We start from the raw sequence: 23,483 nt of genomic DNA on the forward strand, positions 1-23,483 counted from the left end.
TGATTGTTTACATAATAATTTATTAACACTTGTAGAACGTGTCATGTTGTCATAAAACTGTCATTAATTTTCCAGATTTTTCTATTGGCACAATGATTGACAATTTCAAAACAACTATTTGAGGAAAGAAAACAAATTCAGAAAATAAAAACTAATAAGCAAAATGAGTAAAATAATCGGAATTGACTTAGGAACAACCAATTCGTGCGTAGCCGTAATGGAAGGTGGAGAGCCGGTGGTTATTGCTAATGCTGAAGGGAAAAGGACTACACCATCGGTAATTGCTTTTGTGGAAGGTGGCGAAATTAAAGTGGGCGACCCTGCAAAACGCCAGGCGGTAACCAACCCAACCAAAACCATATCTTCGGTAAAGCGCTTTATGGGTAACAAATACTCAGAGAGTACAAAAGAAGCACAAAACGTACCGTATAAGGTTGTAAAAGGAGATAATGACACGCCGCGTGTAGATATAGACGGGCGTTTATATACACCACAGGAACTATCGGCCATGACACTTCAGAAAATGAAGAAGACTGCTGAGGATTACCTTGGGCAAACCGTTACAGAAGCTGTTATTACTGTACCGGCTTACTTTAACGATGCACAGCGCCAGGCTACTAAAGAAGCAGGTGAGATTGCTGGCCTTAAAGTAAGGAGGATTATTAACGAGCCTACTGCCGCAGCTTTGGCTTATGGACTTGACAAATCGGGCAAAGACCAGAAGATAGCAGTGTATGACCTTGGTGGCGGTACTTTTGATATTTCTATACTGGAGCTTGGCGACGGTGTTTTTGAAGTGCTTTCTACAAACGGAGATACCCATCTTGGTGGTGATGACTTTGACCAGGTAATTATAGACTGGCTGGCAAATGAATTTAACTCTGAAGAGGGTGTTGACCTTCGTAAAGATGCCATGGCATTACAGCGTTTAAAAGAAGCTGCCGAAAAAGCTAAAATAGAACTTTCATCTTCTACACAAACAGAAATTAACCTGCCATACATTACAGCTACAGCTTCAGGGCCTAAGCACTTAGTTAAGTCGCTGTCAAGGGCTAAATTCGAGCAGCTGTCAGATGACCTTGTTAGGCGCTCTATGCTGCCATGCGAAAAAGCGCTTAAAGATGCAGGACTTAAAACATCGGAAATTGACGAGGTAATACTTGTGGGTGGTTCTACACGTATCCCTAAAATACAGGAAGAAGTTGAGAAATTCTTCGGTAAAAAACCTTCTAAAGGTGTAAACCCTGATGAGGTTGTTGCCATTGGTGCAGCTATACAGGGCGGTGTACTTACAGGAGACGTAAAAGACGTACTTTTATTAGATGTTACTCCGTTATCATTAGGTATAGAAACAATGGGTAGCGTAATGACAAAGCTGATAGAAGCCAACACTACCATACCTACAAAAAAATCGCAGGTATTCTCTACAGCGGCAGATAACCAGCCAAGTGTAGAAATACACGTGTTGCAGGGTGAAAGGCCTATGGCTGCCGATAACAAGACTATCGGTCGTTTCCACCTTGACGGAATTCCGCCTGCACCAAGAGGTGTGCCTCAGATTGAAGTAACGTTTGATATAGATGCCAACGGTATCATTAAAGTATCAGCTACAGATAAAGGTACTGGTAAATCGCATGACATTCGTATAGAGGCATCTTCAGGGTTAACCCAGGAAGAAATAGACAGGATGCGCCGCGAAGCCGAAGCTAATGCAGAGGCTGATAAAAAAGCGAAAGAAAAAGTTGATAAGCTTAACGAAGCTGACGGTATGATTTTCCAGACTGAAAAGCAGCTTAAAGATTATGGCGATAAACTTTCGGCAGGCAATAAACAATCATTGGAATCAGCACTTGAAGAGCTTAAAAAAGCTTATGAAACCAAAGATGTTGATACCATACAGCCGGCGCTTGATAAAATAAACGAAGCGTGGAAAAATGCTTCGGAAGAAATTTATAAAGCACAGGCCGAAGGCGGTGCGCAGGGTGGTGCCCAGCAGGGAGAGCCACAGGGCGGACAGCAACAAGGCGGCGGCGATGACGAAGTTCAGGACGTTGACTTTGAAGAAGTAAAATAATTTTTACAGAGCAAATAAAAATGCCCGTTGTGAGAACAGCGGGCATTTGTTTTTTATAAAGTTAAGGTAAATATCATCTCCTGAACTTGCTGATGAGCCATACTATAAGCACAATAACGGCTATAACTATAAATATACCAACGGCCATACCGGCTTCAAAAATGTCGCCTACAAGTTCGCAGCCTGTTACCAATGATAGCAGCATAGCAAACATACCGAGTTTTATTATCCTGTTTTGCATAAACTTTTGTTTTTAGGTTATACAATAAAGGTAGCAGTTGTAAAAGTGTATTCCGTTAAAAATAAATTAATTGTATCTTCTTTAAGAAGTAATGTGTAACTGTGCAAAGTAATTAGTGAATGCTAATTTTTAAAAGAATGTATTTTTCTTTACTTTTACAAACCAAACACAATTCTGTATTATGAGCCATAAAATATTGCTTACTTCACGCGAAGTCAATATCATCCTACACCGTTTGGCCTGCCAGTTACTTGAAAACCATCTCGATTTTAAAGATACGATCCTTATAGGGCTTCAGCCACGCGGACGTTTTGTTGCCGAAAGGATAAAGCAGATACTGGAACAGCAGTACAGTGTGCAGGATATAAAGCTTGGCTTTTTAGATATTACTTTCTTCAGAGACGATTTTCGCCGCTCAGAAAAGCCGTTGGAAGCCAACAAAACACAAATAGATTTTTTGGTAGAAGGCAAAAAAGTAGTCTTTATAGATGATGTATTATACACGGGGCGCAGCATAAGGGCAGCCCTTACGGCAATTCAGTCGTTTGGCAGGCCATCTCAGATAGAGCTGCTGGTGCTTATAGACCGACGCTTTAGCCGCCACCTGCCCATCCAGCCCGATTACAGGGGCAGGCAGGTAGATGCCATAAATGACGAAAAAGTTAAGGTTTCGTGGAAAGAAAATGATGGCGAAGACAGTGTTTATTTAATTTAATGCTTACCGCAACACAACAACTACAATGAAAGAATTAAGCGTTAATCACCTGTTAGGCATAAAATATATAACCCCGCAGGATATTGATCTTATATTTGAAACTGCCGACCAGTTTAAAGAAGTAATTAACCGCCCTATTAAAAAAGTACCTTCGCTACGGGATATTACCATAGCCAACATATTTTTTGAGAACAGTACCCGCACAAAACTTTCTTTTGAGCTGGCACAGAAAAGGCTATCAGCCGACGTTATCAGCTTTTCGGCGGCGCAGTCATCCGTTAAAAAAGGAGAAACACTTATAGACACGGTAAACAATATCCTGTCTATGAAGGTAGATATGGTTGTTATGCGCCATGAGCGCCCCGGTGCAGCTTACTTTTTATCGCAAAACGTAAAGGCAAGCATAGTAAATGCTGGCGATGGCGCACACGAGCACCCAACACAGGCACTGCTTGACTCTTATACCATCCGCGAGCGTTTGGGTAGCGTAGGTGGCAAAAAAGTAGTTATTGTGGGTGATATACTGCATTCCCGCGTTGCGCTCTCTAATATTTTTGCTTTGCAGATGCAGGGTGCCGAAGTGAAAGTATGCGGCCCTAAAACACTTATCCCGAAATATATAGAATCATTAGGGGTTACTGTCGAACCAAATCTCCGTAAAGCATTAGAGTGGTGTGATGTAGCTAATATGTTAAGGGTACAGAACGAAAGGCTGGATGTAAACTACTTCCCTTCAACAAGAGAGTACAGCCAACAGTACGGAGTAGATAAAGCATTGCTTGATTCTTTAAATAAAGAAATTGTGATAATGCACCCCGGCCCTATAAACAGGGGAGTAGAGATAACCAGTGATGTAGCCGATTCGCAGCAATCTGTAATATTAGACCAGGTAGAAAACGGTGTTGCGGTTCGTATGGCTGTAATTTACCTGCTGGCAAGTAAAATTAAATAACAGGGTTATTAAAAACAGGTTAAAGGCTTTATCTTTATATACTATATTATTAATTTAGTACTGCTAACACCATAACAATGAAAGTAGAAGAAAAAGGACATACCGTTGTAATAAAAGATACAAAAGGCGATTTTGCAGCTTTTAATGAAAAGGTAACTTCAGAATATAAGAGCTTTAAAGACAAAAACATTGTACTTGACCTTTCGGCTGACGGTAAGCTCACGCTGCAGCAGGTATTGTCTTTTCTCGAGCTTTCTAACAAACACAGGCAGGCAAAAAAATCGTTTGTACTGGTTACAGGTGATTTTAATTATAACGATGCCCCCGAAGAGATGGTAGTTGTACCCACTCAGCTTGAAGCGCATGATATTATACAGATGGAAGAGATTGAGCGCGACCTGGGGTTTTAAATAAGCCTGCCCGTAAGGCAGGAGTAAAGGAAACAGATGAAGTTAACCATATTAGGCTGTTATGCTGCCACACCCCGGTCTATGACCAACCCTACATCGCAGGTATTGGAAATACGAAACAGGATGTTCCTTATAGATTGCGGTGAAGGTACGCAGGTGCAGCTACGCAAAAACAAATTGCGATTTTCTAAAATCAATCATATTTTTATATCTCACCTGCACGGTGACCATTTTTACGGGCTGATTGGGTTAATTTCTACATTCTCACTACTGAACCGTAAAACCGATTTGCATGTTTATGGCCCGAAAGGAGTGAAGGAAATCATACTGTTACAGTTAAAGCTATCAAACTCATGGACAGGTTATAACCTTTATTTTCACGAGTTAAATTCGGCGGTGCCACAACTTGTTTTTGAAGATGATAAGGTGAAGGTAACCACACTGCCCCTAAAGCACAGGGTTTATACCAACGGCTTTTTGTTTGAAGAAAAGCCTTTTGAGAGAAAACTTAATGTAGCTGCTGCTGAAAGATACGGCATTGATGTTTGCTATTACCAAAAAATAAAAAACGGTGGAGATATTACGCTTGAAAACGGGAGAGTTATACCTAATACTGAGCTGAGCTTTGACCCGCCCGCACCAAAAAGCTATGCTTTTTGTTCGGACACCATGTATAATGAAGATTTAGTGCCTTTAATGCAAAACGTAGATGCATTGTATCATGAAAGTACTTTTTTAGAGTCAGAAAAGCATTTATGCGAGCCAACTATGCACAGTACCGCAAAACAGGCAGCAGTCATAGCCAAAGCGGCTAATGCAAAGCAGCTTATACTTGGGCATTTTTCCACCCGGTATGATGATATTGATAATTTTAAGCACGAGGCTGCCACAGTTTTTGAAAATGTTGAGGTTGCCGATGACGGAAAAATTTTTGAAATATAAATTCAGTTTAAATCTGTAATTTTTATGAAAGACCTTAGTAACTACCGCAAATCGTATGAAAAAAGCGCCCTTACAGAAGGTGTAGTGCCGGATGACCCTATCGTGCTTTTCAGGGACTGGTTTATACAGATGGAAGAATTTGGTGGTACCGCAGAGGTTAATGCGATGACGGTATCAACAATTGGTTTAGACGGTTTCCCAAAAGCAAGGGTGGTGCTGCTAAAACAGTTTACATATGAAGGGTTTATATTCTTTACGAACTACAATTCAGAAAAAGGGCGTGCAATAGCTGCTAATCCAAATGTCTGCCTTTCTTTTTTCTGGCATGAAATGGAGCGGCAGGTAATCATAAAAGGGAAAGCAGAGAAAATAGCCGAAAACCTTTCTGACGGATATTTTGAAAGCCGCCCGTTAGGTAGCCGTCTTGGTGCCGCAGCTTCCCCGCAAAGTGAGGTGGTACCGTCACGCGAATATCTCGATGAAAAACTGCAACAGCTTGAAAAGGAGTATCAGGGTAAAGAAGTACAAAGGCCATTACACTGGGGCGGTTATATTGTTAAGCCTGTAAGCATAGAATTCTGGCAGGGCAGGCCCAACCGCATGCACGACCGAATCCTCTTTACACTTACCGAAGACCTGAACTGGATAAAGGAGAGGCTTGCCCCATAAACTTTAATACCAAATTAACAGCAAATAATGTTTTTTCAATCGGTTTTTTTATGATATTTAAGTTTTTGATTTCTAATGTTTAAACCTGAATGTGATGAAAAACCTGATATTGATACGCCATGCCAAATCAAGCTGGGATGCACCCCTTATAGATAAAGACAGGCCGCTCTCTAAACGCGGTATTAATGATGCGCACCTTATGGCTGCAAACGTTCACGATTACTTACCCGACTCTTATGTAGTGTGGAGCAGTACTGCGCAAAGGGCAAAAAACACAGCCTATATATTTGCCGCTAATTTATCTATACCTTTAGAAACCATAGTGTTTAAAGACGACCTTTATACTTTTGATGAAAAGAGCCTGGAGCGCACTATTAAAAGCTGCGACAACCAATTTGATAACTTAATTCTTTTTGGTCATAACGATGCTATTACTAATTTTGTTAATACCTTTGGGAACCATATTGTAGAGAATGTTCCTACAGCGGGTTTTGTATCTCTTTCGTTTGAAGAAAATGCATGGAAAGAGATAGGCAAAGGGAAAACAGAAAAGCTATTGTTTCCAAGAGACTTAAAGAAATATGATCCACCACTCACCGGTAAACCGATATATTGACAGAGAAAAAAGCTGGCTCGCATTTAATGCCAGAGTACTACAGGAAGCTGCTGACGAAAATGTTCCACTTTTAGACAGACTTCGTTTTTTAGGGATTTTTTCAAACAATTTAGATGAGTTTTTCAGGGTGCGCTATGCTGCCATACGCCGCCTTAGCCTGGAAGGTGAGACAGGCGAGAAAATACTTGGCGGCATTACTGCCCAAAGGCTGCTTAAGGAAATTACCGATATTGTTATAGAGCAGCAGTCTGAAAGCCTCCGCATACTCAGCGTTATAGAAAAAGAGCTCGAAAAAGAAAACATACACATCGTTAACGAAAAAGAAGTAACCAAAGAGCAGGGCATCTTTATTAAAGACTTTTTTATACAAAAGGTAGGGCCCGAGCTTGTTACCATTATCCTTAACGACCTTGACGAATTCCCGCTACTAAGGGATTCTTCAGGTTATCTTGCGGTAAAGCTCGTTATGAAACCCGGCCACCAGGACAATGGCAAGGCTGAAGAACAGGTGCGCTATGCCATAATAGAAATGCCGAAGAACATCAATCGCTTTGTGGTATTGCCGGATGTTAACAACAGTAAATATGTAATACTGCTGGATGATGTAATTCGCTACAACCTGCACCACATCTTCAATATATTTAAATATGAAACTATTTCGGCACACATGGTAAAAATTACCCGTGATGCCGAGTTGGAAATAGACAGTGACCAGAGCAAGAGCCTTATGGAAAAAATATCCAAGGGAGTTCTTGAAAGGAAAATAGGTGAGGTGGTACGCTTTGTTTATGACCAGTCTATAGAAGATGATACCCTTGCATTTTTCCTTAAACGTATGGGGATAGACTCTACCGATAGTATCATTCCGGGAGGCAGGTACCACAACCGCAGGGACTATATGGATTTCCCTACACTTGGGCGTGAGGATTTGCTGTACAAGCAAAATGTGCCGTTACCGGTTAACGGCCTTAGCCTTGAAGGCAGTATCCTTCAGAAAATCAAGAAAAAAGATTACCTGCTGTATGCCCCGTACCAGTCTTTTGCATATGTAATTAAGTTTTTGCGTGAGGCAGCTCTTGACCCGAAGGTTATATCTATAAAAATAACATTATACAGGCTTGCCAAAAACTCGCAGATAATAAGCTCTCTTATTAATGCGGCAAGAAATGGCAAGAAGGTTACGGTACAGATAGAGCTTCAGGCGCGTTTTGATGAGGCCAGTAACATTTCTTACTCAGAAATGATGCAGAGTGAAGGCATCAACCTGATATTCGGTGTAAAAGGCTTAAAAGTGCACAGCAAGATATGTGTAATTGAAAGGGTGGAAGATAGAAAAGTTAAACGTTACGGTTTTATCTCTACCGGTAATTTCAACGAATCTACCGCCCGCATTTATACTGATGTTACACTGTTTACGAGCCATCAGCCAATAATGAAAGAGGTAAATAAAGTATTTGATTTTTTTGAGGTGAACTACCGCGTGCACCGCTACAAGCACCTGTTGGTGTCGCCGCAATATACCCGTAGTAAATTCAATAAGCTGATTGACAGGGAAATACTTAATGCAATAGCCGGTAAAGAAGCTTACATTAAGCTTAAAATGAACAGCCTGACCGACTTCAGGATGATAGACAAACTGTATGAAGCAAGCCGTGAGGGAGTGCGCATTCAGTTAATAATAAGAGGTATATGCTGCCTTATACCGGGTGTGGAAGGTATGAGCGAGAATATAGAGGCTATCAGTATTGTGGATAATTACCTTGAGCATTCTAGGATATATATCTTTGCAAACGGTGGCAACCCGGATGTATTTATATCTTCGGCTGATTTTATGACACGTAACCTTGACGCGAGGGTAGAGGTTACCTGCCCGGTATATGATGATGAGATAAAGCAGGAGCTTATAGATACTTTTGAGATTGGCTGGAAAGGTAATGTAAAAGCAAGGCTGCACAGCGAGGAGCTTGACAACAAATACCGCAAAAGGCATAATAACAAGATATTCAGGGCGCAACTGGAGACCTATATTTACTACAGGAACAAGCTTGAGGTTATTTACGAACAATTATAAGAAAGGCACAGTTTTACCTTTGTGCCTTACAGTGCAGGAATGATTAATATAAAGAAATATGCTGCCATAGATATTGGCTCTAACGCCATGAGGCTTTTAGTTGCCAATATTGTTGAGCAGGATGGGAAAGAAACACAGTTTTCGAAAAGCTCTTTAGTACGCGTGCCGATTCGCCTTGGGCAGGATGCTTTTACCGTTGGTGAGATATCTGATGAGAATATAGAGCGTATGGTTGATGCCATGAAAGCCTATAAGCTGCTAATGAAAGTACATAAAGTAGAGCGTTATATGGCGTGTGCTACTTCTGCTATGCGTGAGGCTTTTAACGGTAGGGAAGTTGCTGATTTGATAGAGCAGGAAGCCGATATAAAAATCGATATTATAGATGGCAAAAAAGAGGCTGCCATTATAGCCTCCACCGATTTGCATAGCTTTATAAAACCGGAGCATACTTACCTGTTTGTAGATGTTGGCGGCGGCAGTACAGAGTTTTCGTTATTTGCAAACGGTAAGATTGTAGCATCTAAATCGTTTAAAAACGGCACTGTAAGGCTGCTTAACAATATGGTTAATGATATTGTGTGGCAGGAAATAGAAAAGTGGATTAAAACAGTTACAGAGCCTTATGATAATGTAACCCTTATAGGCTCGGGCGGAAATATAAACAAGCTGTTCAAGCTTTCAGGTAAAAAGCAGGAATTACCGCTTTCCTATTTTTACATTAATTCGCAGTACCAGTTCCTGAACAGCCTTACTTATGAGCAGCGCATATCAGAACTTGGGCTTAACCCCGATCGTGCCGATGTAATCATATATGCTACACGCATTTATCTTAATGCCATGAAATGGAGTGGTGCACGTAACATTTACGTGCCTAAAATCGGGCTTTCGGATGGTATAGTTAAAGCTATGTATTACGGAAAGATATAATAAATTAAGAGCGGCATTGCCGCTCTTTTACTTTTACAAATTATCCTTTACGTTCTTTATACTTAGCAAGGAGGCGCTTGTTAAACTCATCTTCCGCTTTTTTTAGCCGCAGTATTTTCACAGGCCCTATAATAGTTTTAAGGTCGGCTATAAGCTTCTGCCTTAATTTAAAAAGTTCTTCATCTGCTGCTTCCAACTGATTTAAATAAGAAAGTGCTTCTTTGTCAGTCATGGAGTCAAGCCCGCCTTCATCAAGTTTGCGAACCAGTCCCCTCATTTTCCTGTGGCGTAAATCAAACTCTTTTTCTTCGAAGGCATTATATACCGGCCAGAATTTAGCGGCTTCTTCGCTGGTAAGGTTCAATTCGGTGGTTAAAAAAGAAACCTTCAGCGCTTTAATACGTTCCCTTTTTTCCTTGCCGCCCTGTGCAAAAATACTTAAAGAAAAAAGTAATAATATCGGCAGTAAATATTTAGTTTTCATAATGTTATTCATTTAAATAATATTCATAATTACCCTGTCCGGAAATATATTCTTCTATTGCATCATCGCTGATTACAACAGATTGCTCAAGGTCTTTTATATCATTTTCATCAAGGTTCTGATACAGGTCATAGTTACTGATGTTAGCCTGATATACCAGGTAATTTTCTATAGCCAGGTTATCCGGCTGTGCTTCCTGTACTCCCAATTTAAAGTATAAACCTGTACCAAAAGCAAGTAATAAAATGGCCGCCGCAGATGCATACCAGGTGGTGAACCTTCGGTACAGCGGTATGGTTTTAACTTCAGGTTCCGGTATCTGCTGCATTACCTTATTCGTTAAAGATTCAAAGTAGCCATCGGGTACTTTAAAACCTGTACGGATTTTGGGTTCATTATCAAGTTTAAAATCATTCATGTCAGTAAGACTTATGTATTTTATAAAAGTTTAATTATTAACTATATATTCTTCAATTTTTTTTACGGCATGGTGATAAGATGCTTTTAAAGCACCAACTGATGTGCCCAATATCTCGGAAATCTCCTCATATTTAATGTCTTCAAAATATTTCATTTTAAAAACAAGCTGTTGTTTTTCCGGAAGTATTGCAATGGCCTGTTGCAGCTTTAATTGCAATGCATCACCTTCAAAATAATCATCAGCTTTCAGGTTCAGTATTGCCTTTTGCTGTGCTTCTTCGGTACTTAACCCCAGCTTTTTAGCACGCTGGCTTATGAATGTTATAGCTTCGTTAGTTGCAATCCTGTACATCCACGAAAAAAGTTTACTCTCGCCTTTAAAGTTCTCCAGGTTCCTGAAAATCTTTATAAAGGTATTCTGCAGCACATCATCCGCATCATCATGGTTAAGGACTATAGTACGGATATGGTTATACAGCGGCTTGCCGTATCTCGCTACGAGCTGCCTGAAAGCTGTTTCCCGTGTTTTTGGGTTTAGCAGTTCTGCAATAAAAACCTTTTCGTCATCCAAAGTTATCCGGTATTCAGCTTATAAGACTAAAGTTACGGCAAAAGGTTTAATAGCAGCACATTTAGTATTTATTTAAAAACGTTTAACAGGGCTTTACCAGTCATTCGCTTATGCTAAACTTAACTTTGTAGTATGTTAAACCTTAAAATCAATATGTTATGAAAAATCAGTCAATGATAGATGCGTGCCTTACTTGTTTTGCAGCCTGTGAAGAATGCGCAACCGAGTGTATCAATATGGTTAATGAAGACCACCTGAAGTGTATAGCGCTTTGCAGGGATTGTGCGGATATATGCCTGCAGTGTGTTACTTTCGAAAAGAGGGATTCTGACTTCGCAAAGCAGGTAATGCAGCTTTGTGCGGATATATGTAACGCCTGTGCCGATGAATGTGAAAAATTCGCAGACGACCACGACCACTGCCGCGAATGTGCAGAAGCCTGCAGGAAGTGTGCAGAGGAGTGTATGGCATATTAACAGCAACTTAATAAACGGATACTTTTTGTATAGGGTTGTAAGTTGTATTTTTGCTGCTTAAACACAACTATGATAAAGACCGTAATATTTGATATGGACGGGGTTATTGTTGATACAGAGCCCGTTCATCATTTTGCTTATCACAGGCATTTTGAGCAGCTTAAAATTGAAGTGACGCCCGAAATATATGCTACTTTTACAGGTAATTCTACCAAAAATGTTTATCAGAAACTGAAAGATGCATTTTTTCTTATAGAGGATGTGGAAGCACTTGTGCAGGCAAAACGCAGTCTTTTTAACGATGCTTTTGATGAAAAGAAAGACCTTGAGCTTTTAATGGGTGTGCACGACCTTATACAGGATTTATACAACAACGGCATTCTGCTGATATTAGCCTCTTCTGCTTCTAAAGTTACCATTGAGAGGGTTTTCAGGCGATTCGGGCTTCATAAATATTTCAGCCACATTGTCAGTGGCGAAGATTTCCCGAAATCGAAACCGCACCCCGCTATTTTTGAGAAGGCAGCCGAGCTTTCGGGTATGCAAAAAGAAGAGTGTATAGTGATAGAAGACAGCACTAACGGAATACAGGCAGCAAAAGCTGCCGGGTTGTATTGCATTGGTTACAGGAGCGAAAATTCTAAAATGCAGGATCTTGCATTAGCTGACATGATAATAACACGCTTTGATGAGCTTAACGCGGATAAAATTAAAAACCTGAAGGCATGAAAAAGTGTGTAATTTTTGACATGGATGGCGTTGTAGTAAATACCGAGCCAATCGGTTACAGGGCGAACCAACAGATGTATAAAGCGTTAGGCATTACTGTACCCGATGAGGTTTATGCCACTTTTATGGGCAATTCTGATAAGAATATCATACAAAAGCTTAAAGAATTATATAAGCTGGAGCATACCCACCAAGAATTGCTGGAGGAAAAATATAAATACTATTTTGATGCTTTTGATAACGTGGCAGACCTTGACCTGATGCCGGGTGTGCGTAACCTGATTGAAGATTTACATAATAACGACTTCAGGCTTATACTGGCTTCATCAGCGTCTAAACGAAAGATAGAGAAAGTATTCAGCAGGTTTGGGCTGCATCCTTATTTTGATGCTAAAATTAGCGGAGAAGATTTTGAATTCTCTAAACCGCACCCCGCTATTTTTATTGAAGCTGCCGAAAAATCGGGTTATGCGTTTAAGGAATGTATCGTTATAGAAGACAGCACCAATGGCATAAAAGCAGCTAAAGCAGCAGGCCTATACTGCATTGCCTATAATAGCGGTCACACGATTTTGCAGGACACAAGCGAAGCCGATATGGTTATTACTGATTTCTCTGACATAAACAGCAGCTTTATAAGGAATCTTTAAGCTACAGCCTCTTTATATACTTTAAGGGCGCGTTCACGGGCTTCTTTGTGCTCTACAATAGGCTTGTAGTCAATTTCCTGAAATTCAGGCACCCATTTTTTAACATACTTCAGGTCTTTGTCAAACTTTTTTATTTGTTCGGCAGGATTAAAAATCCTGAAGTAAGGTGCGGCATCTACACCGCTCCCTGCGGCCCACTGCCAGTTGCCCACATTACTGCTTTGCTCATAATCAAACAGTTTTTTAGCAAAGTAGGCTTCACCTCGTCGCCAGTCAATCAAAAGGTGTTTACACAAAAAGCTTGATACCACCAGCCTTACGCGGTTGTGCATGTAGCCGGTTTCATTAAGCTCACGCATGCCTGCATCAACCATTGGGTAACCGGTTTTACCATCACACCAAGCTTTAAACTCGGCATCGTCGTTACGCCATTTAATATCATCATACTTTGCCCTGAAGCTTTTGGTAACCGTTTCAGGATAATGCCACAAAATCTGCATGAAAAGTTCACGCCATATCAGTTCATTCAGGAAAGTTTCGTTTTTACTGTCGGAGGCTTTTTTTACAATTTCCCTTATGCTTACAGCTCCAAATCTGAGGTATGGGCTAAGCTTAGACGTACCTTTTATTGCAGGGAAGTTACGGGTATCCTCATAATTTTCTATAATATCTTTATCCACATCAAATGGAGCAGGCTTTAGCTCTGATTCTTTAAAACCGATGTCGCTGAGGCTAAGGAAAGGGTAGGAGTGAGTGGTAATTTCTGCCAGTTTGTCTTTAGGATGGTGCAGGCGTATGTTTATCTTTTTAAACTCCTGCTTCCACTTTTTCATGTAGGGTGTATATACTACATAAGGATCACCGTCATCCTTTACTACTTCATCTTTCTCAAAAATTACCTGGTCTTTAAATGTATGAAAGGCTACATCTTCTTTCTCAAGTAGCTCTTTTATATTTTCATCCCTTTTGCGTGCATAAGGCTCATAATCATGGTTGGTATAAACCGCTTTTATGTCATGCTCTTTTATCAGTTTCTTAAAAACATTTTCGGGAGTGTCATAAAAAACGGCTAAAGAACGTTTGTGCTTGTGCATTTCGGTATTAATGTCCTGTATCAGTTTATATATAAAAGTAACCCTGTGGTCATCTTCAGGAAGCTCGCCGAGTATGTTCTTATCAAATATAAAAATGGGGAGTACAGATTCACCTGAAGTGAGTGCTTCATAAAGCCCTGTATTATCATCAATCCTTAAATCGCGCCTAAACCAGAATATATTCATATTTGTTGTTACATTTTACCAAAAAGCTCTTCAAGCTTTTTCTCGCGGTATTTAAAAATTTCCTCAAGTTTGGGCTTTACCATTACAGGGTGCATAAGGTCGCCCAAAAAGCCCATAGGCAGCTTGTAGTGCACAATGTCTTCCATTTCTACACCACCGGGTATTTCTTTAACAAAATGCTTGTGGTGCCAAAACTTATAAGGGCCGTAACGTTGTTCGTCCACAAAAAACTCCAGTTCCCTTACGTGAGTAATTTCTGTTACCCATTGTAATTTTATGCCCATAAGCGGCGTTACATTATAGTGAATAATCTGCCCCGCAAACATTTTGCGGTCATCGCCAGATATTGTGTTAAAACCCATAGAGTCGGGTGTTATAACGGCAAGGTTTTTAGGGTCAGAAATAAAATCCCAGGCCTCCTGTAAAGATATAGGGAGGTTTTGTTTGCGGTGCAGTGTGTACAGCTTCATATTTTTCTAATATTTTGTGAAGTTAGAAAACACACCATTATCTTAAAATTAAATTGTAAGTTTTTTTAATACATTTAACAATCGTGTAGCGGTAAATTCTTAATTTCGCACATTAACTTTGCAATACAAAAAATATAAATTTACTGATATGAAAAAAATACTAATTACAGGCGCTCTTTTACTGGCTTTAACGGCAGGAACAGCACAGGTTCGCACGCCTCAGGCCAGCCCGATGGCAAAAATTGAGCAGGTGGTGGGGCTTACAAATGTTAAAATTGAATATTCTCGCCCAAGCGCACGCGGCAGGGCTGTATATGGAGAGTTGGTACCTTTTGGCCGCCTTTGGAGAACCGGTGCAAATGCCAACACCATAATAACTTTTTCTGATGATGTGGTTATTGGTGGCAAACCACTTGCCGCAGGTAAATATGCACTTTTCACACAGCCTAAAGCAGATAGCTGGGATGTTATTTTTTATACTGACACGAATAACTGGGGCCTTCCTGAAAAGTGGGACGACAGCAAAGAAGCACTTCGTGTTAGCGTAAAGCCTGAGTTCTTAAACCGTAATGTTGAGACTTTGACAATAGGGATGAACAACCTTGACAATAACTTCGGCTTCTTAGAAATAGCATGGGAAAAAACAATGGTTGCCGTTAAGGTAGAAGTACCTACACAGGAAACAGCCATGAAGAGCATACAAATGGCTATGGCAGGGCCTTCAGCCAGCGATTATTTTGCAGCTGCGCAGTACTACTACCAAAGCAACTCACAACTGGAGCAGGCATTGGCATGGATGAACCAGGCGATAGAAAAGACACCTAAAGGACAGGATGTACCGTTTTACTATCTAAGGCAAAAAGCACTTATTCAGGCTAAAATGGGCGATAAGAAAGGTGCCATAGAAACTGCAAAGCAATCTTTAGCTGCTGCTGAAAAAGCCAACAACCAGGACTATGTTAAAATGAATAAAGATTCTATACAGGAGTGGAGTAGGAAATAATCCCTGTACAAGCTAATAAAAAATAAGGCTGCCCAAAGGGCAGCCTTATTTTTTATATCTCATTTTCTGTAAGTGGTGGCGGAGTGCTGTTGTTCATAAACATTTGTATGACAGATGACAGTACAATTGTAAGCACAGCCCCTATAATGTTGAGCCAAAGGAAACTAACCACATCAATGTAATAAATGTAAAAGATAGCACACTGGCTTATTACTGCACCCCAGAAGATTGCCTGTCCTTTTACATACTTTATGTAAAAAGCCACAAGAAAAATTCCTAATACCGTACCATAGAAGATAGAGCCGATAATATTTACAAGCTGTATAAGATTTTCGAACAAGGTGCCAAGGCATGCAAAGAGTATGGCAATAACACCCCATATCAGCGTGAATAGTTTAGTGGCATCTACAAAGTGCTTATCTGACTTTACTGAGGTAACATTTCGTTTATAAAGGTCTATTGCTGTTGTAGAGGCAAGCGCATTAAGCCCGGATGCAGAGGACGACATTGCAGCCGAGAATATCACCGCCAGTAATAAGCCAATAAGCCCTTTTGGCAAAAAGTTCAGGATAAAGTACAGGAAAACATAATCTTTATCATTAGTTTCGGCGTTGTTATTTATTTTACTGATTAGTTGCTTGGCATCATCCCGAAGGTCTTTTTCCTGGCTGTTCAGTGCAATCAGCCTGTTATGCAATTCTTTGTTGTCATAATCCTGGTGCAGTTGCCCTGCATACAGCATACTGATTTCTTTCTTCTCTTCCGCAACGCTTTTTAATTTGCCTTCAAGATTTTTGTATTCATCTTTATAAGATGAGTTTTGTACTAACTCTACATTATTAGGGTTAAAATGCAATGGTGCCTCATGAAACTGGAAGAAAATAAATACCATTACACCAATTAGCAGTATAAAGAATTGCATAGGTACCTTTAGTAGGCCGTTCATAATAAGCCCCATCTGGCTTTCTTTTACAGATTTACCGGAAAGGTAACGCTGCACCTGGGATTGGTCGGTACCAAAATAAGAAAGTGCGAGGAAAAAGCCTCCTGCTATACCGCTCCATATTGTATAACGCTTTTCAGGGTCAAAAGAAAAATCAACAATATTCATTTTGTCGTTTGCCCCTGCAATATGCAGTAAATTGTTAAAGCTAAGCTCTTCGGGCAGATAGCTTAATATTATAAAAAAGGTAATGAACATACCCGTCATGATAACGAACATTTGTTGTTTGTGGGTAACATTTACCGCCCTTGTCCCACCCGAAACCGTATAGATAATTACTAACAGGCCTATCATAAAATTCATCAGGTTGAGGTTCCAGCCCAGTAGTGATGACATGATAATGGCAGGTGCGTATATGGTAAGCCCTGTACCAAGCCCACGTTGAATAAGGAACAGGAGCGATGCAAGCGTCCGGGTTTTTACATCAAAACGTTGCTCAAGGTATTCATAAGCTGTAAAAACCTTTAACCTGTGGTAGATGGGAATAAAGGTAATACAGATAACTACCATGGCTAATGGCAGCCCGAAGTAAAACTGTACAAACCCCATTCCGTCATGGTAAGCCTGCCCGGGTGTAGATAAAAATGTTATAGCGCTGGCCTGTGTTGCCATTACCGATAGACCAACTGTCCACCAGGGGGTGTTATTTCCGCCAAGGATAAATTCCTCTACGTTTTTACTGCCTCGGGTTTTAATAGCGCCATAGGCCACTATAAACAGCAGCGTTACGCAAAGGATAACCCAGTCGATTAACTGCATATCAGGAATAAATTTGCATTAAAAAGTAAAATACTATTATATAAACCACATTAAGCAGCAGTACAAGCGTATAGCTTTTTTTCCATGAAGCAGGATTTTCTTTCATACAAAATGTGTTTGTTTTATTGCTATAAGACTGTTGCAGCCCGTGTTTGTTACATTATTTGCCCAGTGCTATTATGTTTGCCATGAGCCTGTAAGCACCCGATACACCTTCGGGCAACTCACGGAAAAAACTCAGTCCGGTATAAATATAATAACCTTTACCGTACTTCGCTATAAGCAGCGCACCTTTTTTAGGTGTTTCACCCATGTCATGCGCCGATAGCACAGGGGTAAACTCTTTTGCCCACTCATCAGGATAATAAAGTCCCTGTTCCTGTACCCAGCCTTTAAAATCATTAGCCGTTATTTTATTAGGATAATTTAAAACCGGATGGGTTGCGTCAAGAAAGGTAACTTCTGCATCTTCCTCGGTTACCCTGTCGCGCGATATACGCAGGTGATAGGGTGCAAAATCCCTGATAGCGAGGTGACCGGTTGTGTTATATTGTACAACCATATTTCCGCCATTCTTCACAAAATTGAATAGCGAATCCTGCTTTAACGCAAGGCTTTCCACTACGTTATATGCCCTTATGCCTAAAACTACGGCATCAAACCCTTTCAGGCTTTCTTCAGAAATTGCTTCAGGCGTAAGTAATGCTACTTCATAACCCATTTGCTTAAGGCTTTCCGGTACATTATCGCCTGCTCCCATAATATAGGCGATTCTTTCCCCTTTTATTTTAAGGTCGGCTTTGGTAAACCTTGCTACCGATGGCAGTAACACCTGCTGTGTCGCTATATGTGGATAATCTATAATAATCTGTTCGCAGTTATACTCTTTATTATCAATTACAGCTATGCTTTTAGCCGTTGCTTCTGTAGGGTAGGATGGGGGAGTAACCTCAAAAGATACTACTGTTTCGCTGCCTTTGGTTTGCAGCTCAAAAGGTATAAAAGCGGGTGAAACCTGCCAGCCATCAGGCAATATGAAATTAAGGACACCTTTGCAGTTATCTTTACCTGCTTTTATTTTAACCATGGCAGTTTGCCTGCGGTTGTCTTTAAACAACTGGACTTTGTTCAGTATTTGCGTTGTTACAGCCGGCACAACATCAAAAGGTTGGTACACCTCACCTTTAACCGGATCATTGAATTTATGTACTATCTGCCTTTCAAAAGGTATGGCTGTACCATCAATTTCTACTGTAAAAGTAGCTGTAAGTTCACGCAATATATCCGGTTGCCCAATTTTCTGCAGGTCATTTACCTGATACATACCTGCTGTGCCTTTTTCTGCAAGCCAGTATGGAGAGGTGTAAGTGGCATTTTCAGGTATCTGTACATCTGTAGTAGCTTCCTGGTTCATGTTGTTAGCAAGCTTAATTTCATTTGTTATTAAGTCGGTGTTTTCGGGTTGCAGCTTAATATTCTTTAGCAAGATATTGTTGCTGCTCCTGTTAATGGCTTCCCAGTGCAGTTTTATGCTGTCGCCGGTAGTAGCCGACTGTGCCTCGGCGTATGCTTCAAGATATAAACCTGAACAGGCAGCTATAATGTCTTTAAGTTCCTTCAGTTTAACGTTCTTCCAGTATTCATCATCCAGTTGGTTAACCATGCCGTAAACCTTAACCAAAGCAGGTACAGATGCGGCAGGATTTTTAAAGTCATAGTTTTTGATGATTGTTGCCACTGCTTCGCCTATGGGTTTTCCACCATTAACACGGTTCCAAGAAGTGTCAATACCTTCAAAAAGGTTTTGCTTGTTTTTAGGCTCAGTGCCTTTTATAAGTTCAAGGTATTCCATATCCTCACCGCGGGCTCCTGTTGTGCCAAATCCCTGAGATTTATGCTTGCTGCGGCTTAATGCTGCTATTTCCTGATTTGATTTACCTAAAAGCGGGTAATATATTCCTGTAGAGAGGTTTATGTATTTTGACTTATCAGCTTTTTCAAAGTTTTCCCTGCCGCCAAAGAACCACCATGAGGTATTGAATAGCACCCTTTTGGGCTGCCATACTTTTGTGAATTTAAGCTGTCCCGGTTCATAATTTGGGTTGTTTGCCAGTATATAGGCTTCCTGAGTAAGCATGGCCGATGAGGTATGATGCCCATGTGTTGAACCCGGTGAGCGATGGTCGAACCTGTTGATAATAACATCAGGCCTGAACTTACGGATTACCCAAACCATGTCCTGCAACACCTGCTCTTTATTCCATATCTGCAATGTTTCATCCGGTACTTTTGAGTAGCCGAAATCATTTGCCCTGCTGAAGAACTGCTCGCCGCCATCAACCTTACGTGCTTCTATAAGTTCCTGTGTGCGGATTACACCAAGCAGCTCGCGAAGCTCTAAACCGATTAGGTTTTGGCCGCCATCGCCACGTGTTAATGAAAGGTAGCCTGTACGCGCTTTTACATTGTTGGCAAGAAAGGAAATTAGTCTTGTGTTCTCATCATCAGGATGTGCCGCTATATAAAGTGCCGAACCTAAAAAGTTCAGTTTTTCTAATTTGGCATATATCTCCGCCGATGTTGGCTTATCGGGCAGGTTGGGCTGTGCAAAGCCATATATTGCAATAAATAAAAACAGTAATGAATATTTTAAACGCATGATAATCCAGCTTTTCGGCTTTAATCGTAAAATTCTTTTTGTTCGTTTTCTTCTGTCACAACGGTAATTCCCTTTTGCAGCAAAAGGTTATTAGGGTAGGTAATAAGTTCTCCTTCTTTTGTACGCAGCAGCGTATGGAATGCTTTTATATCTTCAATCTGTGCTTCTATCGGGAAATCTTTATCGTGAATCTTGATAAAATCGCCTATACGGAACGGGAATGAAAAAAACAGTATTATCCCCGAAGTAATGTTACTGAGTATAGACCATTGTGCAAAAAGCGCAACACCTATAACCGCAAAAACAGATGACATAACCACAAACAGGTCTTTTGTATTTACGCCCCAAATGGCAAACATAATTACCGTAAGCAGGATAAACATGAAAATATCAATGTACTTGCTTACCAGGTGCGCGCGGTGCTCGCTTAAATGTGCCTTTTCGGCATATTTTTTTGTTATCTTATTGATAATGAAACGCAGCAGTAAAAATACAGCAAGCGTAACCAGCGTAATTATAAACCTGTCGAAATGGGTATAATAAAAGAAGTCATTGTTTTGCATAATTATCTTTCAGTAAAGGTAAGCAGGTGCTGGTAAACCTTATCTACCGGCATGCCCACCACATTAGCATAAGATCCTTTAATAACTGTAATGGCTACAAGCCCTATCCATTCCTGTATGCCATAAGCGCCTGCCTTGTCAAACGGCTTATAGTTATCTAAATAGTATTTTATTTCTTCGTCAGTAAGGCGGTTAAAAGTAACTTCAGTAGTTTCATTAAATGTAACCGACTTTTCAAAACTTTTAATGCTCACAGATGTTATTACTTTATGAGTATTGCCCGAAAGCGACTGCAGCATTGCAAAAGCATCATCATAGTCTTTGGGCTTTCCCAACGCTTTGTCATTATGCCATACAATCGTATCACTTGTAATCAGTATTTCGTTTTCTGAAAGCGTTTCCTGTAGTGCCGCCGCTTTTAGTTCGGCAAGGTAATCTGTTATTTCTTCGCCTTTAAGATGATCAGGGTAAACCTCTTCAACTTCCTTGAGCCTAATTTCAAATTCAATATTAAGTTCACGCAAAAATTGCTGCCTGCGGGGTGAACCCGAGGCAAGCACTACTTTATATGGCGATAATTTTTCCTGTAGCATATTATACATCCTTTATGCTATACCTATATTATAGGTAATTACTATTATAGAAATTATGGTAAAGAAAATTACAATCTTCACCACCTGAATAAGATGATGGTATTCTTTCACTGATTTGGCACCCCACAGTTTTATCATGCAATAAATTAAAGGGCCTGCTATTAACAGTAATCCGTAAATCAATGTAATGGTAAGGTTTAGCAGGTACTTATCGGCATAATAAAAAAGCATAGCCATTGGTACCAATACTAAAAAGAAGGTAATGCGGGTAGCCCTCTCTTTACCTAATGCTATCGGCAGCGTGCTGTTTCCGGCGTTATAATCTTTATCGGTGTCCCTTAAATTATAAAGCAGTGTTATAATAAAAACGAGCATAAAGAAAAACAGGCTGTAATCCAACATCAGGCTCAGCATGGTTGCAAACGTCTCTTTTGTTTGAGGAACCAGTATTGGGTACATGTTATAAAGCGCAACAATAAACACAGGTATTACCGCTGTTATGGCTACCATGATATTGCTTACCACTATTACCTGTTTAAGACTCGAAGCATATAAATACATCAAGGCTGCCCCTATAATAAATACTGCTACCAACAATGGTTTATCAACAACATTACCGAGATAATAAGCAATACCAAATCCGGCAAGGGTTAACCCGCCGTAAATGTTATATAACTTCCCTTCATTCATTCGCGGCTCTTCGCTAAGGGCATTATTTGCAAAAAAGCCACCTGCGGCAACCAACACTGTTGCCAGAACCAGAAGCGCATACTGCCAGTCGTTAAGTGCAAGTATAGGAGCATTTTGCTCAAGCAGGCCATAACGCAGTGTCAGCTGTAAGAAGGCTATAAGAAGCAGGTAATTGATACCAATCTGTTTTAAAAATTTCATCAGAGTTAAGTAAGGTTGTTAAATTATCTTGTTTAGTCGTATCGGGCATTAAAATGTTCCATCCATTTGCCCTGCACTTTCATTACCTGTTCTATCACGTCGCGCACACAGCCGGTTCCCCCGGTTCTATGCGACACATATTTGCTTATTTCTTTAATTTCGGGGGCTGCATCCTGCGGGCAGGTTGGCAGGCCAACCATTTGCATTACCCAGTAATCGGGTATATCATCACCCATATATAACACCTCTTCGTGTTTTATATTATAAATATCGGTAAATTCATTAAAGGTTTCCACCTTATTAGGTACGCCCAGATATATATCGGTAATACCGAGGTTACGTAACCTTATGCGCACCCCCTCGTTTTTCCCGCCTGATATTATGCATACGGTATATCCGTTCTCTACGGCAGCCTTCATGGCATAACCGTCGCGTATGTTCATATTGCGAAGCATTTCCCCGGTAGGGGTAACGTGTATGCTGCCGTCGGTAAGAACGCCATCCACATCAAATATAAATGTGGTAATGTTATTCATCAGTTCTTTATAGCTTTTGCTCATTATAATGTTGTATCGATTGAGATAACAGTTTATAAATTTCTTTAAGGTTATTAGCCTGTAAAAAGTTTAGATGCTTTTGCATGGTTGTGTTATCGCCCCTTTTTGCAGGGCCTGTTTGTGCCTGTACAGGTGGCAGTTGCTGCACCTTTTCGGCGGTTTCTTTAATTAGGGGCTTCAGTATATCAAAAGGCACATTATGCTCATTGCATATAGTACTGCCAATGGTGTACATATGGTTTACAAAATTACTGACAAACACTGCCGCCACATGCAACGATTGCCGCTGCCCTGAATTTATGGCATAAACATTATCTGAAACAGATGCTGCCAGCTTTTGCAGCAGCTCAAAATCGTTTGGGTCTTCACTTTCCAGGCAAAGAGGCACTTCTTTAAAATTGACTTCCTTGTTTTTAGAAAATGTCTGTAACGGGTAAAACACCCCGCGCCTGTTGGCAGGGTTAAGCTCCTGCATAGCCACACTGCCTGATGTATGCACTACAAGCCTCCCCGCAAAGGGCAGGAGAGAGGCCACCTGTGCAATAGCGTCGTCTGAAACGGATATAATATATACATCAGCTTCCTGTAAACCAGTATAACTGTCGGTTATTTTACTTTCAGGGAGTAAATGAAAAAGGCTTTCTTTTTGCCTTGCAAATGCCTGCACAAGCAAAATATCGGAGGAGGCATCAAACACTTTTATCAGGTGTTGTGCCACATTGCCCGAGCCTATAACCGCTACTTTTATCATGGTG

At 40.5% G+C, this 23,483-nt stretch carries 26 protein-coding genes; 13 read left to right on the forward strand and 13 right to left on the reverse strand.

Annotated elements, in window-relative coordinates; genetic code table 11:
* The first annotated feature begins 163 nt into the window (after positions 1 to 163).
* Positions 164 to 2,074 (forward strand): molecular chaperone DnaK, encoded by a 1,911-nt coding sequence (dnaK, locus tag KJK34_RS04090; RefSeq protein ID WP_223052580.1) that lies wholly within the window; start codon positions 164 to 166, stop codon positions 2,072 to 2,074.
* Between the two features lie 73 nt (positions 2,075 to 2,147).
* On the opposite strand, the gene KJK34_RS04095 is transcribed toward dnaK, so the two are convergent.
* Positions 2,148 to 2,315 (reverse strand): hypothetical protein, encoded by a 168-nt coding sequence (locus KJK34_RS04095; protein WP_223052581.1) that lies wholly within the window; start codon positions 2,313 to 2,315, stop codon positions 2,148 to 2,150.
* Positions 2,316 to 2,496: 181 nt separating this feature from the next.
* On the opposite strand from KJK34_RS04095, the gene pyrR reads away from it, so the two are divergent.
* The 8 genes from pyrR to KJK34_RS04135 all read left to right on the forward strand — a co-directional run bounded on the left by pyrR (position 2,497) and on the right by KJK34_RS04135 (position 9,620).
* Positions 2,497 to 3,030 carry a bifunctional pyr operon transcriptional regulator/uracil phosphoribosyltransferase PyrR gene (gene pyrR, locus KJK34_RS04100; protein WP_223052582.1) on the forward strand — a complete coding sequence of 178 codons (534 nt, stop codon included), beginning with the start codon at positions 2,497 to 2,499 and terminating at the stop codon, positions 3,028 to 3,030.
* Between the two features lie 25 nt (positions 3,031 to 3,055).
* Complete coding sequence (locus tag KJK34_RS04105) at positions 3,056 to 3,982, forward strand: aspartate carbamoyltransferase catalytic subunit (protein WP_223052583.1); 927 nt, start codon at positions 3,056 to 3,058, stop codon at positions 3,980 to 3,982.
* A gap of 77 nt (positions 3,983 to 4,059) precedes the next feature.
* Positions 4,060 to 4,392, forward strand: coding sequence for a ribonuclease Z (locus tag KJK34_RS04110; protein WP_223052584.1), 333 nt, complete (start codon positions 4,060 to 4,062; stop codon positions 4,390 to 4,392).
* 36 nt (positions 4,393 to 4,428) lie between these two features.
* The gene (locus KJK34_RS04115; protein ID WP_223052585.1) at positions 4,429 to 5,334 is read left to right on the forward strand and encodes a ribonuclease Z; all 906 of its coding nucleotides are present in this window, start codon (positions 4,429 to 4,431) and stop codon (positions 5,332 to 5,334) included.
* A 24-nt stretch (positions 5,335 to 5,358) separates the two neighbouring features.
* The gene (gene pdxH / locus KJK34_RS04120; protein ID WP_223052586.1) at positions 5,359 to 6,003 is read left to right on the forward strand and encodes a pyridoxamine 5'-phosphate oxidase; all 645 of its coding nucleotides are present in this window, start codon (positions 5,359 to 5,361) and stop codon (positions 6,001 to 6,003) included.
* A 94-nt stretch (positions 6,004 to 6,097) separates the two neighbouring features.
* Positions 6,098 to 6,619: a SixA phosphatase family protein gene (locus tag KJK34_RS04125; RefSeq protein ID WP_223052587.1), complete on the forward strand. Its 522-nt coding sequence runs from the start codon at positions 6,098 to 6,100 to the stop codon at positions 6,617 to 6,619.
* Positions 6,585 to 8,690, forward strand: a complete 2,106-nt coding sequence (gene ppk1 / locus KJK34_RS04130) for a polyphosphate kinase 1 (RefSeq protein ID WP_223052588.1) — start codon at positions 6,585 to 6,587, stop codon at positions 8,688 to 8,690. Before KJK34_RS04125 ends, ppk1 begins: the two co-directional genes overlap by 35 nt.
* 39 nt (positions 8,691 to 8,729) lie before the next feature.
* Entirely contained in the window at positions 8,730 to 9,620 is an 891-nt protein-coding gene (locus KJK34_RS04135) for a Ppx/GppA phosphatase family protein (RefSeq protein ID WP_223052589.1), read from the forward strand.
* Positions 9,621 to 9,660: 40 nt separating this feature from the next.
* Here the strand turns inward: KJK34_RS04135 and KJK34_RS04140 are convergent, their stop codons facing one another.
* Genes KJK34_RS04140 through KJK34_RS04150 form a run of 3 tightly spaced genes read right to left on the reverse strand, consistent with a single transcriptional unit; the run spans position 9,661 to position 11,095 of the window.
* Positions 9,661 to 10,104, reverse strand: a complete 444-nt coding sequence (locus KJK34_RS04140) for a sensor of ECF-type sigma factor (RefSeq protein ID WP_223052590.1) — start codon at positions 10,102 to 10,104, stop codon at positions 9,661 to 9,663.
* Between the two features lie 4 nt (positions 10,105 to 10,108).
* Positions 10,109 to 10,522: a hypothetical protein gene (locus tag KJK34_RS04145; protein ID WP_223052591.1), complete on the reverse strand. Its 414-nt coding sequence runs from the start codon at positions 10,520 to 10,522 to the stop codon at positions 10,109 to 10,111.
* Between the two features lie 30 nt (positions 10,523 to 10,552).
* Entirely contained in the window at positions 10,553 to 11,095 is a 543-nt protein-coding gene (locus KJK34_RS04150) for an RNA polymerase sigma factor (protein ID WP_223052592.1), read from the reverse strand.
* A gap of 158 nt (positions 11,096 to 11,253) precedes the next feature.
* Here KJK34_RS04150 and KJK34_RS04155 point away from each other — a divergent pair, with 158 nt between their 5' ends.
* The 3 genes from KJK34_RS04155 to KJK34_RS04165 all read left to right on the forward strand — a co-directional run bounded on the left by KJK34_RS04155 (position 11,254) and on the right by KJK34_RS04165 (position 12,950).
* The gene (locus KJK34_RS04155; RefSeq protein WP_223052593.1) at positions 11,254 to 11,571 is read left to right on the forward strand and encodes a four-helix bundle copper-binding protein; all 318 of its coding nucleotides are present in this window, start codon (positions 11,254 to 11,256) and stop codon (positions 11,569 to 11,571) included.
* Positions 11,572 to 11,640: 69 nt separating this feature from the next.
* Positions 11,641 to 12,300, forward strand: a complete 660-nt coding sequence (locus KJK34_RS04160; protein ID WP_223052594.1) for an HAD family hydrolase — start codon at positions 11,641 to 11,643, stop codon at positions 12,298 to 12,300.
* The gene (locus KJK34_RS04165; RefSeq protein WP_223052595.1) at positions 12,297 to 12,950 is read left to right on the forward strand and encodes an HAD family hydrolase; all 654 of its coding nucleotides are present in this window, start codon (positions 12,297 to 12,299) and stop codon (positions 12,948 to 12,950) included. The genes KJK34_RS04160 and KJK34_RS04165 overlap by 4 nt, the downstream gene beginning before the upstream one ends.
* Here KJK34_RS04165 and KJK34_RS04170 read toward each other — a convergent pair.
* Both KJK34_RS04170 and KJK34_RS04175 read right to left on the reverse strand, forming a co-directional pair.
* Positions 12,947 to 14,230, reverse strand: a complete 1,284-nt coding sequence (locus KJK34_RS04170; protein ID WP_223052596.1) for a cryptochrome/photolyase family protein — start codon at positions 14,228 to 14,230, stop codon at positions 12,947 to 12,949. The genes KJK34_RS04165 and KJK34_RS04170 overlap by 4 nt on opposite strands.
* An 8-nt stretch (positions 14,231 to 14,238) precedes the next feature.
* On the reverse strand, positions 14,239 to 14,700 hold the full coding sequence (locus KJK34_RS04175; protein WP_223052597.1) for an SRPBCC family protein: 462 nt from the start codon (positions 14,698 to 14,700) through the stop codon (positions 14,239 to 14,241).
* 148 nt (positions 14,701 to 14,848) lie between these two features.
* Between KJK34_RS04175 and KJK34_RS04180 the strand changes: the two genes are divergently transcribed.
* The gene (locus KJK34_RS04180) at positions 14,849 to 15,703 is read left to right on the forward strand and encodes a DUF2911 domain-containing protein (RefSeq protein ID WP_223052598.1); all 855 of its coding nucleotides are present in this window, start codon (positions 14,849 to 14,851) and stop codon (positions 15,701 to 15,703) included.
* Positions 15,704 to 15,755: 52 nt separating this feature from the next.
* On the opposite strand, the gene KJK34_RS04185 is transcribed toward KJK34_RS04180, so the two are convergent.
* The 7 genes from KJK34_RS04185 to KJK34_RS04215 all read right to left on the reverse strand — a co-directional run bounded on the left by KJK34_RS04185 (position 15,756) and on the right by KJK34_RS04215 (position 23,479).
* Complete coding sequence (locus KJK34_RS04185; protein WP_223052599.1) at positions 15,756 to 17,465, reverse strand: sodium:solute symporter family protein; 1,710 nt, start codon at positions 17,463 to 17,465, stop codon at positions 15,756 to 15,758.
* 160 nt (positions 17,466 to 17,625) lie between these two features.
* Positions 17,626 to 20,124, reverse strand: a complete 2,499-nt coding sequence (locus KJK34_RS04190) for a PIG-L family deacetylase (protein WP_223052600.1) — start codon at positions 20,122 to 20,124, stop codon at positions 17,626 to 17,628.
* 20 nt (positions 20,125 to 20,144) lie between these two features.
* Positions 20,145 to 20,687: a mechanosensitive ion channel domain-containing protein gene (locus tag KJK34_RS04195; RefSeq protein WP_223052601.1), complete on the reverse strand. Its 543-nt coding sequence runs from the start codon at positions 20,685 to 20,687 to the stop codon at positions 20,145 to 20,147.
* A gap of 2 nt (positions 20,688 to 20,689) precedes the next feature.
* A complete protein-coding gene (locus tag KJK34_RS04200) occupies positions 20,690 to 21,280 on the reverse strand; it encodes a Maf-like protein (protein ID WP_223052602.1) in 591 nt (196 codons plus the stop codon).
* 12 nt (positions 21,281 to 21,292) lie between these two features.
* Complete coding sequence (locus KJK34_RS04205; RefSeq protein ID WP_223052603.1) at positions 21,293 to 22,171, reverse strand: UbiA prenyltransferase family protein; 879 nt, start codon at positions 22,169 to 22,171, stop codon at positions 21,293 to 21,295.
* A 32-nt stretch (positions 22,172 to 22,203) separates the two neighbouring features.
* Entirely contained in the window at positions 22,204 to 22,731 is a 528-nt protein-coding gene (locus KJK34_RS04210; RefSeq protein WP_223052604.1) for a KdsC family phosphatase, read from the reverse strand.
* Entirely contained in the window at positions 22,715 to 23,479 is a 765-nt protein-coding gene (locus KJK34_RS04215; protein WP_223052605.1) for a Rossmann-like and DUF2520 domain-containing protein, read from the reverse strand. Before KJK34_RS04215 ends, KJK34_RS04210 begins: the two co-directional genes overlap by 17 nt.
* Positions 23,480 to 23,483 lie beyond the last annotated feature (4 nt).

Source organism: Flavobacterium coralii (genome assembly GCF_019891545.1).
GTDB classification, from domain to species: Bacteria; Bacteroidota; Bacteroidia; order Flavobacteriales; family Flavobacteriaceae; genus Flavobacterium; species Flavobacterium coralii.

Coding starts and splice junctions, on each gene's coding strand:
- KJK34_RS04115 (WP_223052585.1), top strand. CDS start 4,429: ATGAAGTTAACCATATTAGGCTGTTATGCTGCCACACCCCGGTCTATG.
- KJK34_RS04155 (WP_223052593.1), top strand. CDS start 11,254: ATGAAAAATCAGTCAATGATAGATGCGTGCCTTACTTGTTTTGCAGCC.
- KJK34_RS04110 (WP_223052584.1), top strand. CDS start 4,060: ATGAAAGTAGAAGAAAAAGGACATACCGTTGTAATAAAAGATACAAAA.
- KJK34_RS04175 (WP_223052597.1), bottom strand. CDS start 14,700: ATGAAGCTGTACACACTGCACCGCAAACAAAACCTCCCTATATCTTTA.
- KJK34_RS04205 (WP_223052603.1), bottom strand. CDS start 22,171: ATGAAATTTTTAAAACAGATTGGTATCAATTACCTGCTTCTTATAGCC.
- KJK34_RS04160 (WP_223052594.1), top strand. CDS start 11,641: ATGATAAAGACCGTAATATTTGATATGGACGGGGTTATTGTTGATACA.
- KJK34_RS04095 (WP_223052581.1), bottom strand. CDS start 2,315: ATGCAAAACAGGATAATAAAACTCGGTATGTTTGCTATGCTGCTATCA.
- KJK34_RS04145 (WP_223052591.1), bottom strand. CDS start 10,522: ATGAATGATTTTAAACTTGATAATGAACCCAAAATCCGTACAGGTTTT.
- KJK34_RS04215 (WP_223052605.1), bottom strand. CDS start 23,479: ATGATAAAAGTAGCGGTTATAGGCTCGGGCAATGTGGCACAACACCTG.
- pyrR (WP_223052582.1), top strand. CDS start 2,497: ATGAGCCATAAAATATTGCTTACTTCACGCGAAGTCAATATCATCCTA.
- KJK34_RS04170 (WP_223052596.1), bottom strand. CDS start 14,230: ATGAATATATTCTGGTTTAGGCGCGATTTAAGGATTGATGATAATACA.
- KJK34_RS04125 (WP_223052587.1), top strand. CDS start 6,098: ATGAAAAACCTGATATTGATACGCCATGCCAAATCAAGCTGGGATGCA.
- KJK34_RS04210 (WP_223052604.1), bottom strand. CDS start 22,731: ATGAGCAAAAGCTATAAAGAACTGATGAATAACATTACCACATTTATA.
- KJK34_RS04140 (WP_223052590.1), bottom strand. CDS start 10,104: ATGAAAACTAAATATTTACTGCCGATATTATTACTTTTTTCTTTAAGT.
- KJK34_RS04135 (WP_223052589.1), top strand. CDS start 8,730: ATGATTAATATAAAGAAATATGCTGCCATAGATATTGGCTCTAACGCC.
- ppk1 (WP_223052588.1), top strand. CDS start 6,585: ATGATCCACCACTCACCGGTAAACCGATATATTGACAGAGAAAAAAGC.
- KJK34_RS04180 (WP_223052598.1), top strand. CDS start 14,849: ATGAAAAAAATACTAATTACAGGCGCTCTTTTACTGGCTTTAACGGCA.
- KJK34_RS04190 (WP_223052600.1), bottom strand. CDS start 20,124: ATGCGTTTAAAATATTCATTACTGTTTTTATTTATTGCAATATATGGC.
- pdxH (WP_223052586.1), top strand. CDS start 5,359: ATGAAAGACCTTAGTAACTACCGCAAATCGTATGAAAAAAGCGCCCTT.
- KJK34_RS04195 (WP_223052601.1), bottom strand. CDS start 20,687: ATGCAAAACAATGACTTCTTTTATTATACCCATTTCGACAGGTTTATA.
- KJK34_RS04105 (WP_223052583.1), top strand. CDS start 3,056: ATGAAAGAATTAAGCGTTAATCACCTGTTAGGCATAAAATATATAACC.
- KJK34_RS04165 (WP_223052595.1), top strand. CDS start 12,297: ATGAAAAAGTGTGTAATTTTTGACATGGATGGCGTTGTAGTAAATACC.
- KJK34_RS04185 (WP_223052599.1), bottom strand. CDS start 17,465: ATGCAGTTAATCGACTGGGTTATCCTTTGCGTAACGCTGCTGTTTATA.
- dnaK (WP_223052580.1), top strand. CDS start 164: ATGAGTAAAATAATCGGAATTGACTTAGGAACAACCAATTCGTGCGTA.
- KJK34_RS04200 (WP_223052602.1), bottom strand. CDS start 21,280: ATGCTACAGGAAAAATTATCGCCATATAAAGTAGTGCTTGCCTCGGGT.